Source organism: Pseudomonas sp. MDT2-39-1 (assembly GCF_054898085.1).
Genome location: NZ_CM142716.1, coordinates 5,839,211 through 5,855,878, shown reverse-complemented (window position 1 = coordinate 5,855,878; position 16,668 = coordinate 5,839,211). Strand labels below are relative to the sequence as shown.

The following is a 16,668-nucleotide window of genomic DNA, read 5'->3' as shown; positions in this document are numbered from 1 at the left end:
CAAGTCCCCTCGCCACAAGGTTTCACCAGGCTCGAGCTCTATGTGTTAGCAAAGGCCCTCGGTGCTGTACAGGCGCCGAGGGCTTTTATATGGGTTGAGAACGTTACCAGTCGTAAGACATTTCAACCGACGCAACCCGCTCCTGGCCGTAGTAGCAACCGAACGAATAATTGCAGTCCGAGACGCACTCGCGATCAAACACGTTTTGCACATTCAAGCGAGTTTGCAAACCACGCAGGCTTGGGTCGAGTTTGCCCATGTCATAACTGATCGTGGTGTCGTAGACCACATAAAACGGCACGTCGAAGGAGTTGGATGAATCCCCCGGTTTGCGCCCGGTGTATCGTGCGCCCGCACCGAACGTCAGGCCATTGAGCGCCGCTTGGGTGAAGTGATAATCCGCCCACAATGAGGCGGATACCGGCGACTGCGCTTCGTTGCGGTTGGGTTGCATCGGTGGCTGGATGCGGCCAAGGATTGGGCCAAGGACAATCGCCATTTGATCCGACTCGACTAAAGTTGTCCCCCCGCTCGCCGACTCCTTCTGGTGAATTCACCAACGAAGGACCGTGAAATGTATTACCCCCGCGAAGCTGAAAAAGACCACCTGTTCAACCGGGTGATCCTGCTCACCGTGGCCTGCTGCGTCGTGCTGATCCTCGCCGGTATGGCCCGGCACGAGGGCATTGCTTATGCCGCCATCCGCTTGAGCCCTGTCGAGACCACTGGCACGGTGACGCAGCTGGACAACATCCTGATGAACAGCGACGGCAAAGTCATCCATTACCGCTACACCGATCACAACGGCCAAGTGCACGACGATCAATACGTCGACGAGCGCTACGCACAGAAAACCGCCTATGAAACCGGCGGCAGCATTGAGCTGCTTTACTCGCGCTGGATACCGGGACAGAACAGCATTGCCCGCGAGCTGAACGGCAATCGTCCGGGGTTTTACATCATGTCGGGTGGCGTGTTACTGGCGATGTTATTCCTGGGGATATCGGCCCGGACGCTGGGACGGATTTATACGATGAAAGAAGAAGACCGGTTTTATTGAGACGTGCCTGAAGGTGGTTCAACCATGAATCTGCAACGCGCAATACAGCTGTTTAATGGCCAGCCCAACCGGGAAGCTAAAGACCCATTGAGCCATCAAGACTTCACCCTTTACTCCGAAACAGCCACCTGATTCCGTCCACGCGCCTTGGCTCGATACAGCGCTTTATCCGCGTTATTCAGCAAACTCTGCAAATCGTTGTCACTGACCTCCATTTCCGCAACACCCAGACTCGCCGATATGCGGTGAACAGGTCCGGTCATCAATCCACCGATAGACTGGATAAGTTGGTCGGCGATGTTAAGGGCGATTTCAATGGACGTATTGGGAAGCAGAATCGCGAACTCTTCCCCACCCAGCCTGCCGAAGACATCGGTATCGCGGAAGGACCGGTTAATGATCACGCCCATTTGCCGCAAGACCTGATCGCCGACCTGATGACCGTAGGTGTCATTGATGTGCTTGAAGTGATCCATGTCCAGCATCACCGCGCACAGGGGTAACCGGTTGTTTTTGCAGTCATGGAACAATTGCTGGGCGTGCTCGAAAAAAGCGCGGCGGTTTTTCAGGCCGGTGAGTTCGTCGGTTTGTGCGGCATAAGTAGAGATGCGATGAGCGCGTTCCATTTCACGGGTTAACTGGAAGGCGGTTTCCAATGCTTCGGACAGTTTGCGTGTCGCGCTGGCCACGAACGAGGCGAACACAATAACGGCCAACGCCATGCCGACTTGCATCGCTGACGTTTGAAACAGCAGCCAGACGGTACACGGCAACAAGACCAGGCCAATGGACGCCAACGTCATGTATCGATAGGACGAGTAACACGACACGGCGCTGACCGACATGCCGACGGCAAAGAGCATGACCAACGCCTGGGACAACAGGTCGTTTGCCGGCATCACCGCTACAGCGCCCGCCCCCCAGATACTGGCGGACAACACCAGCGTGAACCAGTATCTCTTCTCCCAGCGTTGCGGGGTGCGTTCACTTTCAGGGCAGCGAAACCAGGCAACGAACATCAGGATGCGCAGCATCGAAGATGCTGTCAGCAGCCCCATCCACCAGAAAATGACGGTGTGATCAAAGCGCTCCCAGCACAGACCGCACAGCATGAGCGCGGCTAGAAAACTGCCGAAAATCGCAGGGAATGACTGGTGGAATAGCTGATGCAATCGATCACTGCGCACCTGAGCGGCGATGAAAGTATCCTGGTCGTGCCGAAATCCTGGGCCACCCATTTAATCCGCCTGATCATGATGCTGCGACAAAAAAAACGATTGTGGCACCTTGCCACTCAGGCAAACAAACAATTAAGACTCATGGGCACGCGCTAATTAACGGTTATGCGTCCATGCTTCTACTTGAAAGCCCCAAAAAGTAATAGCACACAAGTGCGCTCTCCATGCCTTGTAGTGATCAAGTCAAATGACATCCCGCCGTCACATGCAACTCGTCCGTCCTGCTACGCTTTTTTAGGCCTCGAATGGATTCTGGCGATCATCACCCAAAACGGTTGTTCCCCTGATTGTTGAGGTTGTGCAATGTGAGAGCCCAATTATTTAGCGCCATCCTCACCCTGGCCGTGATCAGTGTGACGACGTATGGGTTTATTGAATGGAAAGCGGTTGAGAGCGCACGGCAGGATGCAGTGTGCAAGACAGCACATCAGCATATGGAAACCCTGCAAATTCGCGCACGAGCGATGGCTGCCGGGCTGTCCGTCGACGCTTATGCCGATGCCGAGAAAGCGGAAGTCGACAAATTAGTCTCCGCCCTGGATACCGCGAAGAATGATGCCGAGGTTGAAGCCGTCATAGACGCACACGCTGCCGAGTTGCAGGCACAGGACGCCGCGTCCGACGCAGAGTTGAAAAACCAGGGGAGTCAGATATTCCTAGAACAGAAACACAAGGAACAACGCATCACCACTGACATCAAGCAGGAAATTGAACGCGCCGAGAAGGCCGTGGCTGATGCCTGTCGTTAACGCTGCGGCGCAACCATGCGGAACCGGATATTGATGTCGTCAGAAACGAAGCCATTGGCCCACTCACCCTCGCCGACCCTGAAGTCGCTACGTTTGAGCGTTAGCTGGCCATCGAAAATACCGATAGCATTCTCTGCCTTCAGGACGATCGGAACGGCCACCTCTCGGGTGACGCCTCTGAGCGTGAGTTTGCCGGTGATCGTGTAGTGGTTGTCAGCCAGCGCTTTCACTCCTGTCGACTCAAACGTCGCCTCGGGATACTTCTGCGCGTCGAACCAGGCAGGCTTTTGCAGCTCGGTGTTCGCGTCTTCGCTGCCGGCGTTGATGCTGTCGAGCTGAATGGTGAGCGCAGCGTGGCCCGCTGAGGGGTTGGCCGTGTCGAAATCAAGCGTGGCCTTGAACTTGCCGAAAGTGCCATACACCCGCGAGCTGAACTGTTTGTAGGTAAAGGAGATGGTGCTGGCGGTTTCATTCACTTGCGTGTATTCGGCCGCGTCGGCACAGGGGAAAAAGCCGAAGGCAAGCGCAGCAGCCAGTACGGATAACGACGGGAATCGAAAATTCATGGGGGCGCTCCGGTCGTGGCACTCGCTGGCCAGCGATAGGTGGACTAAAGCAAAGAACCACCGTTTATTCCACCTCGCGCCGAGACTTCCGACCACCTGTCGGCAACGCGAACCAGCGCCCGATACCGCCACCCGCGCAGGTGTTTAATGACTGAAGCACTCACCGCATCGGGAGACTGGACATGAAGATCGTCGTCATCGGTGGCACCGGGCTGATCGGCAGCAAGCTCTGCCAGAACCTGCAGGACCTGGGGCATGAAGCCCTGGCGGCGTCGCCGAGCACCGGCGTCAACGTCATCAGCGGTGAAGGGCTGACGGAGGCGTTAAAAGGTGCGGACGTGGTGGTCGACGTGGCGAACTCGCCCTCTTTCGAGGACCACGCGGCGCTGCACTTCTTCGAAACCGCCGGGCATAACCTGATCGCGGCGGAGAAGATCGACGGCGTCAAACACCATATTGCCCTGTCGGTCGTCGGCACCGAGCGGATGCTCGACAGTGGTTACTTCCGGGCGAAAATGGCCCAGGAAAAACTCATCAAGAAGTCAGGTATTCCCTACACCATCCTGCGGGCCACGCCGTTCTTCGAGTTTATCCATGCCATTGCTCACTCCGGGCGCGAGGAAGGCGACACCATTCATTTGACGTCCGCCGCGCTGCAACCGGTGGCCTCGGCTGATGTGGCGGCGGTTCTGACGGACATTGCGTTGAAAGCGCCGATCAATCAAACCGTCGAGTTGGCCGGCCCTGAAAACCGCCCCCTCATCGAGTTCGCGAGCGATTACCTGAAGCACACCAAGGACCCGCGCCAGACCGTCGCGGACGACACGGTTCCTTACTTTGGTGCGCCGATCAATGACCAGTCGCTGACACCGGGCGTCAATCCCATCGTCGGCGCGACGCGGTTTCAGGACTGGCTTGAGACTCATTAGATGACAAAGCCAAGTCAAACTGTGAGGCGTGGCCGTTGCGCTAGACCACCGCCTCAACCAGCTGCATCGGCGTCATCTTCGTGACCATCATCATCACGATCACAAACATCCCCGCAAAACCCGCCACGCCCATCCAGAACCATTTCTTGTAGACCGACCGGTATTGCGCGTCGAGCCCCTCGCCGGTTTCCACCGCGCGCAACGCTATCACGTGCAGGCGCTTCTGCAGCACCAACACCGGAAGCCACAGCGAACCCACGCACAGGAAAATGATCAACGAAGTCAGAATCCACTCCGTGGACATGGGCAGCCCGGAGACTTTCATCAGCAGATAACCCGTGGCGATCTGAATAAAGCCTGCCGGGGTGGTAATCCAGGTGTCGAAGCGCACCACCATCCTGGCCACGTGCGCGATGACTTGCGGGTTGGCCGTGCGACTGGCCGCGATCAAATAGAGGTACGAGCCCATGCCGAACCCGAACAGGAAAATCGCGGCAACAACGTGCAGGTACTTCAGGCACAGATAGAGCATGCTCAGCCCTGCTCGTCAGAAAAGCGCACGGACAAGTGCAGATTGGCCGGGTCGTTGATCGCGGCCATGTACTCGTCGACGCTGATCTCGCCCACACAAGGACGGGCGCCGGGGGCCGGTGCGTAACCCGCGACCAGTTTTGCCGCCAACGCGACGGCCGCGCAGCTGGGGATTTCAGGGCCCTTGTCGTTGTGCGCCGTCAATTGCACGGTCATGGACAGCGGTTGCCCATCAACGCCCTGCCCTTCGACGTCGATGTACATCGCACTCAGGCCATCGCCGAATCGCTCGAACCACGTCCCCCAGCGATGCAGCCGTGCCGCCCAAGCCGCAGAATCACGCACCAGCCCGATTCTCAGCGCCTCGGCGAGCACGTAGTTGGCCACGCCACCGAGTTTCAGTCCCGAACCTGCCTTGAAACTCAAGGTATGCGCGCCGTAGCGGCCGGCGAAAATATCCATGTCCGGCACATCGACATTGGACAGAACTCGGGTCCCCAATTGAGGCATCTTGCGCAAGGTCAGGTCCTGCCAGCCCGACACTTCGTGCACCTGGCCATTCTTGAGCTGCTTGATCGGTTTACCCGCGTAGGCCAACACACCTTCGACCGTCGAAAGGCCCGGCATCTTGGCCGAGGAAGAAATGCCATGCTCGATCGAGTCGATGCGTTTGAAGCGATAGCAGTATTGGTCGATGAGCGCCGACGACAGCGTCGGCACTGAACTGCAACCACTGAGAATGGCCACGCCGGCCTGCTTTGCGTGGGCGTCGAGCACATCAATGCCATTGACGAAGGTGCGGCAGTCCGCCAAATCGCAGTAGCTCACGCCCGCGTCGATGCAGCTTTGCGCGACGGCATAGGATTGCCCCTGAAACGGGCCGCCGGTATGGACCACCCACTGAATGCCCATCGCGTTCAGTGTTGACCCGAATGCGGCGCCCATGGCATCGCCGCACCAGCTCTCACAGACGCCGCCCGACTGGGTTTTCAGCTCATCGACCTTGCGCTGCAATTTTTGTGAGTCGCGCCCCGAGATCACCAGCTCTACGCCCGGCATCGTGACTAAATGCCTGCAAACGATGCTGCCGAAGTTTCCGTAGCCACCGATCACCATCACCCTGAGTGCCATTCAACGCTTTCCTTGACCATTGGATCATGTGGCGAACCGCCCAAGACCGGGCGCGGCAAAGCTTTGCTTAATTCGGATGGGCAGGCAAGCAGCGAAGCACCGTAGACAATCAAATCGCCCTGCCCGCTTACCGTTTTGCGGAGCTGGACTCTCTCAGCCAGGCCCGCTGCAACAGCCTAATGACCTCCGCATCCGACGTCTGGGAAAAATCCATATACCAACGGCCAATCGACATCAGCCATTCGGGGTTCAGCGGGCAAATCAGCTCATCCACTTCACTGCGCAGCGCCTCTGCCGTCTCAATCGGCGCAACCGGCACAGCAACGACAATCCGAGCCGGCGCACGCACCCGCACCGCGTGTACCGCGGCCATCATCGAGGCGCCTGTCGCCAGGCCGTCGTCGATCAGAATCACCACCTGATCCTTGAGTTGCACCGGCGCGCGCGTTCCCCGGTAAGCCTGTTCACGTCGCAACAGCTCCCGGGTTTCCCGGGCAACCACAGCTTCGAACGTGGCCTGATCAATCGGGTGAACCCGCAGCGCGTGTTCATTGAGGATTTGTATGCCGCCACTGGCAATCGCGCCCATCGCGAATTCCTCATGGGACGGAACGCCCAACTTGCGCACTAGCATGAGATCGAGGCGAACCTCCAGCGCAGTGGCCACTTCATAGGCCACCGGCACCCCGCCACGGGGTAAAGCGAGGACGATGACGTCGGGGCGATGAGCGTATTTGAGCAACGGTTCCACCAGGCGCCGACCGGCAGCGGCCCGATCTTGCAGGATGGTGGGCGATGAGGGACTCATTGGAAAACCTCCTCAGGCAATCACGCCTGTCGGTTCACGTCATAGGGTCACTCATGATTGTCGGTCTGACAGCGGCTTGCATCAAGTTCAGCCACGATATATCCGCCCGCAGATCGCATCGCCGGCGTCGGCGCGAACTCATACAGGGCTTTTCACAGAAGTGTTTAATGTCTGAAAGCATCCGGCCTTATGACTCAAAATAAAGCGACCTCCCTGATGCAGGTTTTTATGATCACCTGCACAAAGAAGGTCGCACCTTTCAGACTCAGGACAAGCCCGCAAGTTTTACGCAGTGAACCGGCCTACCGTGCGTTCGCTACTGTCCGCGGAGAAATAACGATGGAGTCCTGTATTTTCAGACGCTGAGTCAATGCCAGCATCGTAACGAAACCCAGTGCAATAAGGAGCGGATACGCCATCAACAGTTCGGAGAGAGAGTATTTCCAGGCCAACGGGCGCCCGACCCCCAGCATGGCCGCATACATCCAGGACACGGCCGACAGCGAGCCGCAGAACAGCGCCATCATCCGTGCGCTGAACCCGAGATTGAGCAGGGAGCCCGCCTTTTGCAGTGCGGGCAATACCAGGCGATGCAACAAGATGCCGTTGTAACTCAGCAACACGACAATAATCACTTTGGCGTGAAGCTTTGGATTCATAAAGTAATTCATACCTTTTTCCAGGTAATCAATACCGATGACGGCGATGCCGGTCACCCACAACGCTATCAATGCAACGATGACAGACTTCTGAAGACTTTCCATGTGAGCATTATCATGTTCAGTCAATGTTTTTCGTTTTAACAGGTCTCTGACCATCGCCATATCACTGGTCAACACCAAGCCAATGGCCACACAACACGCCACTAAATGAACGTAAATAACGCCCAATCGCAACAACTCCATAAACTCTTTATTTTCGAGCAGGCTCATAATTGTATTTATCGCCACGGTACTTTCTCCACCTTATTCGATAGTACAGATCGATAGTTAACAGGGCATCCAACGTTTCAAAAGCCTGTGCGATCTTACTTTTATAAGATATGCCAAATTATAGACTTGGCACTGCTTAGCCCATTGATTTGCCTGGCGAATCAATGACCGGCTATTTATTGCCTCCTGAATTTCAGGTAAAAAAATCCCCATTAGCATTCAATGCCCATGAGGTTTATTTTCCACTTCTTTTCTGCGGCTGCAGGAGCAGGTCTTGGGTGACGTGCTGCAGGATCAGAGGCCAGGGATCCCGGAATGTTCATTTTTTGAGCAGCCCACCGACAAACGGCGGCTATTGTGAACGTCCCAAACGCCGGTACTAACGTATCAACTTCTCTGTCAGCCCCATGACAACTGAGCTGGTGAATTACAGGGACTTCCAATATTGTTTATTGGATCCATTAGTTGTTAGGTAACTTACGAAAAATTCAATAACGAGCGGCTCGCATTTAGGGCCTTCCCCTACTGAAACAGTCATACTTTTACCCTTCCACTCGCCGAGGAAGGTGAAGACCTGATTACTGGCAGAACTTGCGTCGCAGTGCCGGGCATCGATCAGGGACAGATCGCTGGGGCGCTTCCCTACACCAACCGCTCAATCCTCTGATGCTGCCAGACCAGTTTGTAATACGCCGTCTGCAACATCAGCATCCCCAGATACGCCACCGGAAACGCCATCCACACACCCTGCAAGCCGAACCGCGCGTCCAGCATATACGCCACCGGCAACTGCACCCCGACCACGCAAAAAATCGAAATCGCCATCGGCACCATCACAGAACCACTGGCGCGCATGATGCCGCCGACAATCGCCTGGAAGCCAAAGACCAACAGACTCCACAGCATGATGTGCAACAGATGCTCCGCCATCGCCCGGGTGGAATTCTCCGTGAGGAACAACCCCAGCAACCAGTGCGACAACAGATAACCCAACACCACCAGGCCACCGGTCAGGCACACATTGATCAACAGCCCCGTACGCAGAATCGGCGCCATACGCTCAAGCCGCCCTGCCCCAATCGCCTGAGCGCCAAGAATCGATGCGGTGATCGCAATCGACAACGCCGGAAACTGCACGTAATTGACGATCTGCGTCACCGCCCCATACGCCGCCGTCGCCTGCGAACCGTGCTGATTCACCAGCGCCAGAATCACCAATTCCGACACCGACAACACCACCATCTGCAACCCGGTCGGTAACCCGATGCGCAACACCTTGCCGAGAATCACCAGGTCCAGACGCATCGCCGCAAACATCTCCCGATCCGGCGCCAACGGATGTCCCTTGCGAATCAGCCTCCACGCCAACCACCCCATCGCCGACAAGTTACCCGCCAACCCGGCATACGCCGCACTCTGAATCCCCATCATCGGCAACCCGAACCACCCGCGAATCAACGCTGGTGTCAGCGCCAGGCCGATACACGTCGACACCACCAACGCGATCAGCGGCGACACCGTATCGCTCACCCCGCGCAGCAGTTGGGTGAAGAGCACGTAGACCAGCAGCGACGGCATGATCCACATCATGACGTGGGCGTACGAGGACGTCGGCCGGAGTGCCGAGGCCTTGCAGGGCGGGTCTTGCGAAGACGCTGCCCAATATCGCCGCTACCAGACCGATCATTGCGCCCAGCAGCAAGGTAGTGCCAGCGATGGATTTCACCAGATGCGGCTCGCGGGCGCCCCAGGCTTGGCCGATGAGCACACCCGCGCCCGCGCCGAGGCCGATGACCAGCGCAATGAAGAAGAAGACGATGGGGAACATGCCGGAGACGGCCGCCAGGGCTTGGGTGCCGAGCATTTGGCCGATGTAGATGCTGTTGATCGTGCCCGACATGGATTGGAGGAAATTGGAGAGGACCATGGGGGCCAGGAAAAGGAGGTAGGTTTTCCAGAGAGGGTGGTTGGTTGTGTGGGTTTGCATTGAGGGTCCGTCTCGGGGTGGGGCTGGCAATTTGCGAATTCTACGCTAGGGAGCGGACACCAACTCGCTCCGATTTCGAAGATTTGGAGAGTATGGACGATGTCAGCTTTCGGCCAGAAGCCTGTCTCTACGCATCAAAATAATCTGAACCGCTTTTAGACGCGCTCACCTAATGATCAGCGTGTGGATAATCCCACAGGCAATTTGCCAATACCGGCATACTCTGAGAGGTGTTCAACGTGGCTAAAGACGAGAAGAAAAGCAAAGGTGACGCTTCGAAAGCCAGCAAGGATTTGAAAGACAAAAAGTCATCACCGGCAAAGAAATCAGCTGCGGCCTCGGCTCTTTCGAAATCTTCCGAAAAGAAAGACAAGAAAAAAGACGCCGAACCAAAGAAATCTGCAAAAAAAGCTGATAGCAAGCCAGAAAAGGCTAAGAAATCAGAGAAGGCAGAAAAGCCGGCGAAAAAGAAAAAGTGATATCTGCTATCTGCTAGGGCTTTACGCCCTAGCTACTTCAGGCTGTGTTGCCTTCGATAGCTATCAATAGCCGTAAAATTTCAGGCTTGGTTAGTTACGTGTTGGTTGCAACCGCCAACCCGGCGGTGACCTGCGGCCGAAGTAAGTGGTTTTACGCTTCACGGTCACTCACCATCGATTGCACCCCACTGCCCGCTCACATCTCTCCTGCTGCGCTCCCCACACCCTCACACCTGATCCATAGCCTCGACCACTCCCTTATCCTCACCCAGGAACCCTCCGCTTTGATGGTGCCACAGCCGCGCATAGACACCGTTCTTCCCAAGCAATTCGGTGTGAGTGCCCTGTTCGATGATGCGACCGTCATCCATGACAATGAGCCGGTCCATGGCCGCGATCGTGGACAGCCGATGGGCTATCGCGATCACGGTCTTGCCCTGCATCATTTCATCAAGGCTTTCCTGAATGGCCACTTCGACTTCCGAATCCAGCGCGCTGGTGGCCTCGTCAAGAAGCAGGATCGGGGCGTTCTTGAGCATCACACGGGCAATCGCGACGCGTTGGCGCTGGCCGCCCGACAGCTTGATGCCGCGCTCACCCACAAGGGTGTCGTAGCCGGTATGGCCTTGCCGGTCGCTCAGTTGGCTGATGAACCCGTCGGCCTGGGCATTGGCCGCGGCGCTGCGAATTTGCGCGTCGGTCGCATCGGGACGACCGTAGGCGATGTTGTCGCGAATTGAACGGTGCAGCAGGGAAGTATCCTGCGTGACCATGCCGATGGAGCCGCGCAGGCTGTCCTGCGTCACGTGTGCAATGTTTTGGCCATCGATGCGAATCTCCCCGCTGTCGACGTCATAGAAGCGCAGCAGCAAGTTGATCAGCGTGGATTTGCCGGCGCCAGAGCGGCCAACCAAGCCGATTTTTTCGCCCGGACGGATGCTCAGGTTCAGGCCATCAAGCACCTGGCGTTCGCCATTGTAGTTGAAGCTCACCTTATCGAAGGTTACCGCGCCGCCGGAGGTCACCAGCACGCCCGCTCCCGGCGCGTCCTGCACCTTGGCGCCTTGGGTCAGCGTCTCCATGCCATCCTGAACGGTGCCGATGCACTCGAACAGTGAGGTCATTTGCCACATGATCCAGTGCGACATGCCATTGATACGCAACGCCATGGCGGTGATTGCCGCTACGGCACCCGCGCCGACCTCACCCTGGTGCCAAAGCCACAGGGCATAACCACCTGCTGCCATGATCAACGCCACCACCAATGCCTGGTTGACGATCTCGAACTGGCTGACCAGGCGCATCTGGCGAAAGCCGGTTTGCTTGAAATCCTCCATCGCTGCACGCGCGAAGTGCGCTTCACGATTGGAGTGGGAGAACAGTTTCACCGTCGTGATGTTGGTGTAGGCGTCTGAGATACGCCCGGTCATCATCGACCGCGCATTGGCCTGCTCCTGCCCGACTTTTCCCAGGCGGGGTACGAAGTACAGCATGGCCAGACCGAACAACACGATCCAGGCAACGAAAGGCAGCATCAGTTTCAGAGCGAAGCCGCCGGCCAGTGCGATGATCGCAATGAAATACACCCCGATCCCGGGTGCGATCTCGATAAGGGTGAATAGCACGTCGCGCACCGCTAGCGCAGTCTGCATCACCTTGGTAGTGACTCGGCCGGAAAACTCATCGGAAAAAAACGACAGGCTTTGCCGCAGCATCAGGCGATGGAAGTCCCAGCGCAGCCGCAACGGCAAGTTAATCGCCAATATCTGGTGCTGCACCATGGTGCGCAACGCCACCAGCCCGACACTGGCCACCATGACGATGCCCATGCCCCACAACACGCGGCTCTCCTGTTCTGCCGCTTCACCGCCTGCCTGCCAGGTCGAGAGCAGGTCCACGACCTGCCCGAGGAAGGAAAACAGCCAGGCTTCATAAATCGACACACCGGCACTGAGCAGCGCAAGCGCAAGGATGTAACCGCGGGCGCCCCGGGTACAGGCCCACAGGAAGCGAGCCAGGCCGTCGGGTGGCGGTGGTACCTCGTCAGGAGGAAAAGGGTCGAGTCTTCGTTCAAACGCACGAAGCATGGTGGTCTCCAAAACGATCAAGTGTAGGAGATTCTGTCATTGAACGGTTGCTTTGAGGGTTTTGCGAAGTTGAGGTATGGCGCTGAACAGCAGAAGGCCCCTTGACCGGTTACAACGCAACGCATCGGAACGGCTAAGCTTTTTCGAATGAACCTCGTCTTTCAAGGAAGACTCCATGAGCAGCGCCCCGCTGTCTGAACTTGATGCCGCTCTACCCGGTCTGGCGCGCAAGATCCGCGTACTGGACGCCCTGTCGTGGCCGGATGGCGTCGAGGAAGTCTTCTTGGCGAATTGGCGCGCCGGTAAAGCCGCATTGCCTGAAGTCGAGCAGCACCCACGTGAGCACAGCGCCGACATCGCCGCTCTGGAAGCTTTTATCAGGCGTTGCGATCAGGGGCATCCAGCCGGGAACTACCTCGCCATGACAGCGCGTAGCTATGCCACGGCTGGACGTATGCTCGGTGCGATTGGCACGCCCGCCTTCACTCAATATTCATCCGCGTTGTACCGGCGCCCGGATTTCTATTATCCGGGCCAGAAACTCAGCATGCTGGACGCGGCCCATTTCTTTCTCACGACCACCGACGCCCTGCTGGGGGGGGCCCGGATTCCACCGACTCAGGCTGATATCCCGGCCGAGGCCTTCGCTGCCTGGATGCAGCCGGAACTGGACCGTTTCTTTGGCGAGGGCCGGGTCGCGGTCGTGCTTGACCCGACCCTCGCTGCCAAGGCGATCGCCGGGGCAAGCCGCATTCGTCTGCGTAGCGGCGCACTGTTCTCTGAGCTGGATAAAAATCAGCTATTGCAGCATGAGGCCTTCGTGCATGTCGCTACCGCCCAAAATGGCGCGCTCCAGCCCAACCTAAAAAGCCTGGGTTTGGGAGCGCCCCGCACGACTCAAACTCAGGAAGGTATTGCCACCCTGGCAGAACTGTTCACCGGCAGTATGGACATCAGCCGCTTGCGCCGCCTGGCCCTGCGCGTGCTGGCGGTCCAGCAAGCGTTGGACGGCGCCGATTTCATACAGGTCTTCGAGGGTTTTCTTGCTGCCGGCCAGTCGCAAGAGGAGTCCTTCCGCTCAACCCAGCGGGTCTTCCGTGGCGCCGACCTGCGGGGTGGTTCGGCGTTTACCAAGGATGCCGCCTACCTGACGGGTTTGCTGGGTGTCCATACCCTATTGCGCATCGCGATCCGCGACAATCGGCCGGAACTGGTGGGTCATTTGTTTGCGGGACGCCTCAGCCTGGCGGATACCGTACGCCTGGCGCCTCTATTCGAGTCCGGCTGGCTGCAGGGACCCACCTATGTACCGGCCTGGGCCTGCGATCTACGTCTACTCGCCGCCAACCTGGCCTTCTCCGCTTTTATCGCCCAGATAAAACTGGATGTGCTCGATCTGGAAGTGCTCATGGCCTTTGCCGATGACCACGAAAACGATGCCAGCGCGATGTGATCACGGTACCGATACATTCGCACTGTTTCAGGAGGGAAAAATCATGCGAAGGATTATCGCAACGGCAGCGCTCTTGCTGGCTTTGGGCGGGTGCGCAACATCACCTATGCGGGTTTCTGAAGCTCGGTCAGTGCCGGCCGACAAGATGTACGCGTTCAAAAGCCAGGGTACGAAAGATCCGGGACGCCTGACCATCCTCCGTGATGAAGGGTTTGTCGGTGCGGGATGTGACGCCGTGTTCTACATTGATGGTCAGCGCGCAGCCAAGATAGGTCCCGGTCAGAAGGCATCTTTCGTTTTGCCGGCCGGTGAAGTGAATCTCGGTGCCGGGCTCGCCGAATCTGGATTATGTGCGGGTGCAGCGATCAAAACCGTTGCGGCCAAGATCAAGTCAGGGAAAGAAGTGGTTTATCGAATCAACTGGGATACGCAAGGTTTCGACTTGGGCCCCTACGTTGAATATGGACGTTGAGCCCGGACAGCTCCAGCCTGTTTCGCACGCCACCTTCAGTGAGTGATCGGCAACACCACACCACTTGTCTTATTTCAGTTCCGTTCTTATCTCGGTTCCGGGTACGAAAAGTTTACTGGGATCATCGACCTTCTTCAGGTCAACCAAGGCTCGGCAAATGCAATGTGAGAATTGTTTCTGCAACGTTTCGGGGTCTTTCCAAGCCATTTCCGATGCTTGCAAATGTTGCCCCTCGGGCGATTTATAGCAGACACAATTGTCCAGTCGGGTGACGCCATTATCATTTGTGCTCTGACAAGCAGTAGTAAGCAAAGAGATCGCGATGAGCATGACGAAACGTTTCATTGGCTCCCCTCCGAGGCTGTGGTGAAGGGCTGACTCTCAGCAGGATGTTGTAACGGCGTGGTGGCCGCTGAAGGCGGTTATACGCCATGGACGGAAAGCCCAATCTGCTCAATAAGCCCGACAGTAGGTGGAAGCTTAGCTCTCATTTTGCGTCGCTCCATTCACTGGCTAAATTTGGCCGAATACAGTCATTAAAGGATCGTGTTCAACACCCATTTTCTGTCCCTCCCCACTCGGCTGTTTTGCAGAGCGTGGCAGCTTTGGCATAGACAACGGCTCGGCTTGATCTAGCCTTGAATGAGATCACGCGGGAGAAAAATGCCATGCCCCTCGCTCTCAGAAATCTACCCACATTTGCTTTGGGTGCCTTCTTTTGTATAGCCGCGTGGGGTCAAGAGGTAGCAGACACCCATTCCCCACCGGCCATACTCCCATTGGAGTCTGAGACGGGACCAAAACTCATTGCCTATCCGCCGCTCCCCGCGCCGCTCGCCCGCGGAGTTGTCATCATCCAGTATCGAACCGAGCACGCCCGAATGATGGCGGTATTTGGCAAAACGGCCGTTGAAGTATCACCACGGCTCGGTCACCTTCACGTGACCGTCGACGACTGGAAAGGTACATGGGCGCACACCAGTGAAGACCCGATTATTTTGGTTGGGCTGACGCCTGGTTCTCATAAGGTGCTTCTTGAAGTGGCTGATCCGAGTCATAAGATTCTGACCAGTACGGAGGTGAGTTTTGTCGTTCCGGAGAAGAAGCCATGAATCGAAAGGGACCGACTTATTTCGGTCGGGTTAAAGTCACTCGCTTCGCTCGTGCAGGACCGCGTTCTGGGCCCATTAACCAAACGTTGCACATCTTTCCACTTGCATGGAAGCAATCAATATGAGACGCCTAATTAATTCGCTATTCATAGTTGTTGCTTTATCTGCGGGATCCCACGCTTCAGCGATCGAACGACAACGAGCTATGAATTGGTGTTGGGCAGCATCAATCCAAGACGTAATGGCGCAAGTTGGCAGATACCAAACTCAGCAACAAATCTCTGCCCGACTGGATGGCTGGCCACGTGATCGCCCGGCATACATCGGGGAACTTGTTGCACTACTCAATTCATATGGTTTTCGCGCGTGGCAGGCTGGTCGCCCTGGCTCCCCACAAGAGCTCCTCCACACGCTTTCTACTGGTTGGAAGATTATTGCCTTCGTCCGCCCATCGAATGGACCTGTGGGTCATTACATAGTTATTCAAGGAGTTGATCCGAACACAGGGAACGTGATTGTCTCTGATCCATGGACGGGAGCAACATATCTTAATTCACTTCCGCAGCTATACGCTGGCTGGAGGTGGTCTGACTCTGTAGTTGTGGGTGCTCCAATACAATAACAAATGACGTGCAACAAACCACTCCAGCGGACTGCGCTTAGCAATCGCTGAATAAACGTTGGACACTTGATTGTCTAGTCCTGAAATAGGTTTACACCGACTTCAGGGCTAGACAACGCCATCATCTAAATAAATCTAAGAATCATCTGGCCGGCCTCCCCACCTCCCGACTTGAAGGCTATATGGATTCGAGGTGGCACATATCGCGTGTTTAATGGCCATGCCAATCCCCGCCTCAATTCCTACCATAATCTCGGAATCGGCTCCTTGCCCGTCTAACACGATGAAGCTTATAGTCCGTCCCGTCGCCCAAAATGGCGATTCAGGTTTGGCGACCTGACCATAGAGAATGCGAAGGCTGTCCGCTTTATTGCAGGGGTCAACGCACCCGCAAAGCCGCTATTATGGCGGCTGTGCGCGGGAGACCTTCGGGTCTGCCGGTTTCTCTGTGCCGGTTCGCCAACCTGCGCACAGCTGTCACCCAATCGTTTGGCGACGACTGAGTGCCGGCC

At 56.7% G+C, this 16,668-nt stretch carries 16 protein-coding genes and 2 pseudogenes; 8 read left to right on the top strand and 10 right to left on the bottom strand.

The features are described 5' to 3' along the window. Positions 1-103: 103 nt before the first annotated feature. A pseudogene (locus tag ACYZTM_RS27255) lies at positions 104-451 on the bottom strand (TonB-dependent receptor domain-containing protein); the annotation flags it as partial. A gap of 123 nt (positions 452-574) precedes the next feature. Here ACYZTM_RS27255 and ACYZTM_RS27250 point away from each other — a divergent pair. Further along, on the top strand, positions 575-1,060 hold the full coding sequence (locus tag ACYZTM_RS27250) for a hypothetical protein (protein ID WP_461985658.1): 486 nt from the start codon (positions 575-577) through the stop codon (positions 1,058-1,060). 110 nt (positions 1,061-1,170) lie between these two features. Here the strand turns inward: ACYZTM_RS27250 and ACYZTM_RS27245 are convergent, their stop codons facing one another. Beyond that, a complete protein-coding gene (locus ACYZTM_RS27245; protein WP_131062680.1) occupies positions 1,171-2,298 on the bottom strand; it encodes a GGDEF domain-containing protein in 1,128 nt (375 codons plus the stop codon). Positions 2,299-2,603: 305 nt separating this feature from the next. On the opposite strand from ACYZTM_RS27245, the gene ACYZTM_RS27240 reads away from it, so the two are divergent. Continuing rightward, on the top strand, positions 2,604-3,047 hold the full coding sequence (locus ACYZTM_RS27240; protein ID WP_305955877.1) for a hypothetical protein: 444 nt from the start codon (positions 2,604-2,606) through the stop codon (positions 3,045-3,047). On the opposite strand, the gene ACYZTM_RS27235 is transcribed toward ACYZTM_RS27240, so the two are convergent. Next, positions 3,044-3,613, bottom strand: a complete 570-nt coding sequence (locus tag ACYZTM_RS27235; RefSeq protein ID WP_131062679.1) for a YceI family protein — start codon at positions 3,611-3,613, stop codon at positions 3,044-3,046. The two genes, ACYZTM_RS27240 and ACYZTM_RS27235, sit on opposite strands and share 4 nt — an antisense overlap. A 182-nt stretch (positions 3,614-3,795) precedes the next feature. Between ACYZTM_RS27235 and ACYZTM_RS27230 the strand changes: the two genes are divergently transcribed. Beyond that, a complete protein-coding gene (locus ACYZTM_RS27230) occupies positions 3,796-4,542 on the top strand; it encodes an SDR family oxidoreductase (RefSeq protein WP_131062678.1) in 747 nt (248 codons plus the stop codon). Positions 4,543-4,582: 40 nt separating this feature from the next. Here the strand turns inward: ACYZTM_RS27230 and ACYZTM_RS27225 are convergent, their stop codons facing one another. From ACYZTM_RS27225 to ACYZTM_RS27205, 5 genes and pseudogenes are all read right to left on the bottom strand, one after another. Beyond that, entirely contained in the window at positions 4,583-5,074 is a 492-nt protein-coding gene (locus ACYZTM_RS27225) for a DUF2269 family protein (RefSeq protein ID WP_461985654.1), read from the bottom strand. A 2-nt stretch (positions 5,075-5,076) separates the two neighbouring features. Then, on the bottom strand, positions 5,077-6,204 hold the full coding sequence (locus tag ACYZTM_RS27220) for a saccharopine dehydrogenase NADP-binding domain-containing protein (protein WP_461985652.1): 1,128 nt from the start codon (positions 6,202-6,204) through the stop codon (positions 5,077-5,079). 127 nt (positions 6,205-6,331) lie between these two features. Beyond that, entirely contained in the window at positions 6,332-7,012 is a 681-nt protein-coding gene (locus tag ACYZTM_RS27215) for a phosphoribosyltransferase (RefSeq protein ID WP_461985650.1), read from the bottom strand. A gap of 302 nt (positions 7,013-7,314) precedes the next feature. Continuing rightward, entirely contained in the window at positions 7,315-7,962 is a 648-nt protein-coding gene (locus ACYZTM_RS27210) for a hypothetical protein (RefSeq protein WP_131062671.1), read from the bottom strand. Positions 7,963-8,586: 624 nt separating this feature from the next. Then, positions 8,587-9,931, bottom strand: a pseudogene (locus tag ACYZTM_RS27205) (MATE family efflux transporter). A gap of 239 nt (positions 9,932-10,170) precedes the next feature. Here ACYZTM_RS27205 and ACYZTM_RS27200 point away from each other — a divergent pair. Further along, positions 10,171-10,410, top strand: a complete 240-nt coding sequence (locus tag ACYZTM_RS27200) for a hypothetical protein (protein ID WP_131062669.1) — start codon at positions 10,171-10,173, stop codon at positions 10,408-10,410. 227 nt (positions 10,411-10,637) lie between these two features. Here ACYZTM_RS27200 and ACYZTM_RS27195 read toward each other — a convergent pair whose 3' ends face one another. Then, positions 10,638-12,497 (bottom strand): ABC transporter ATP-binding protein, encoded by a 1,860-nt coding sequence (locus ACYZTM_RS27195; RefSeq protein ID WP_461985647.1) that lies wholly within the window; start codon positions 12,495-12,497, stop codon positions 10,638-10,640. Positions 12,498-12,672: 175 nt separating this feature from the next. On the opposite strand from ACYZTM_RS27195, the gene ACYZTM_RS27190 reads away from it, so the two are divergent. Then, a complete protein-coding gene (locus tag ACYZTM_RS27190; RefSeq protein ID WP_461985645.1) occupies positions 12,673-13,950 on the top strand; it encodes a flavohemoglobin expression-modulating QEGLA motif protein in 1,278 nt (425 codons plus the stop codon). Beyond that, positions 13,919-14,422 carry a hypothetical protein gene (locus ACYZTM_RS27185; protein ID WP_461985643.1) on the top strand — a complete coding sequence of 168 codons (504 nt, stop codon included), beginning with the start codon at positions 13,919-13,921 and terminating at the stop codon, positions 14,420-14,422. Before ACYZTM_RS27190 ends, ACYZTM_RS27185 begins: the two co-directional genes overlap by 32 nt. 69 nt (positions 14,423-14,491) lie before the next feature. Here ACYZTM_RS27185 and ACYZTM_RS27180 read toward each other — a convergent pair whose 3' ends face one another. After that, positions 14,492-14,767: an META domain-containing protein gene (locus ACYZTM_RS27180; RefSeq protein WP_131062666.1), complete on the bottom strand. Its 276-nt coding sequence runs from the start codon at positions 14,765-14,767 to the stop codon at positions 14,492-14,494. Positions 14,768-15,090: 323 nt separating this feature from the next. Between ACYZTM_RS27180 and ACYZTM_RS27175 the strand changes: the two genes are divergently transcribed. Together ACYZTM_RS27175 and ACYZTM_RS27170 are read left to right on the top strand one after the other, a co-directional pair. After that, positions 15,091-15,534: a DUF6130 family protein gene (locus ACYZTM_RS27175; protein ID WP_461989235.1), complete on the top strand. Its 444-nt coding sequence runs from the start codon at positions 15,091-15,093 to the stop codon at positions 15,532-15,534. A 106-nt stretch (positions 15,535-15,640) separates the two neighbouring features. Beyond that, positions 15,641-16,156: a papain-like cysteine protease family protein gene (locus tag ACYZTM_RS27170; protein WP_461985641.1), complete on the top strand. Its 516-nt coding sequence runs from the start codon at positions 15,641-15,643 to the stop codon at positions 16,154-16,156. The last annotated feature ends 512 nt before the right edge of the window (positions 16,157-16,668 follow it).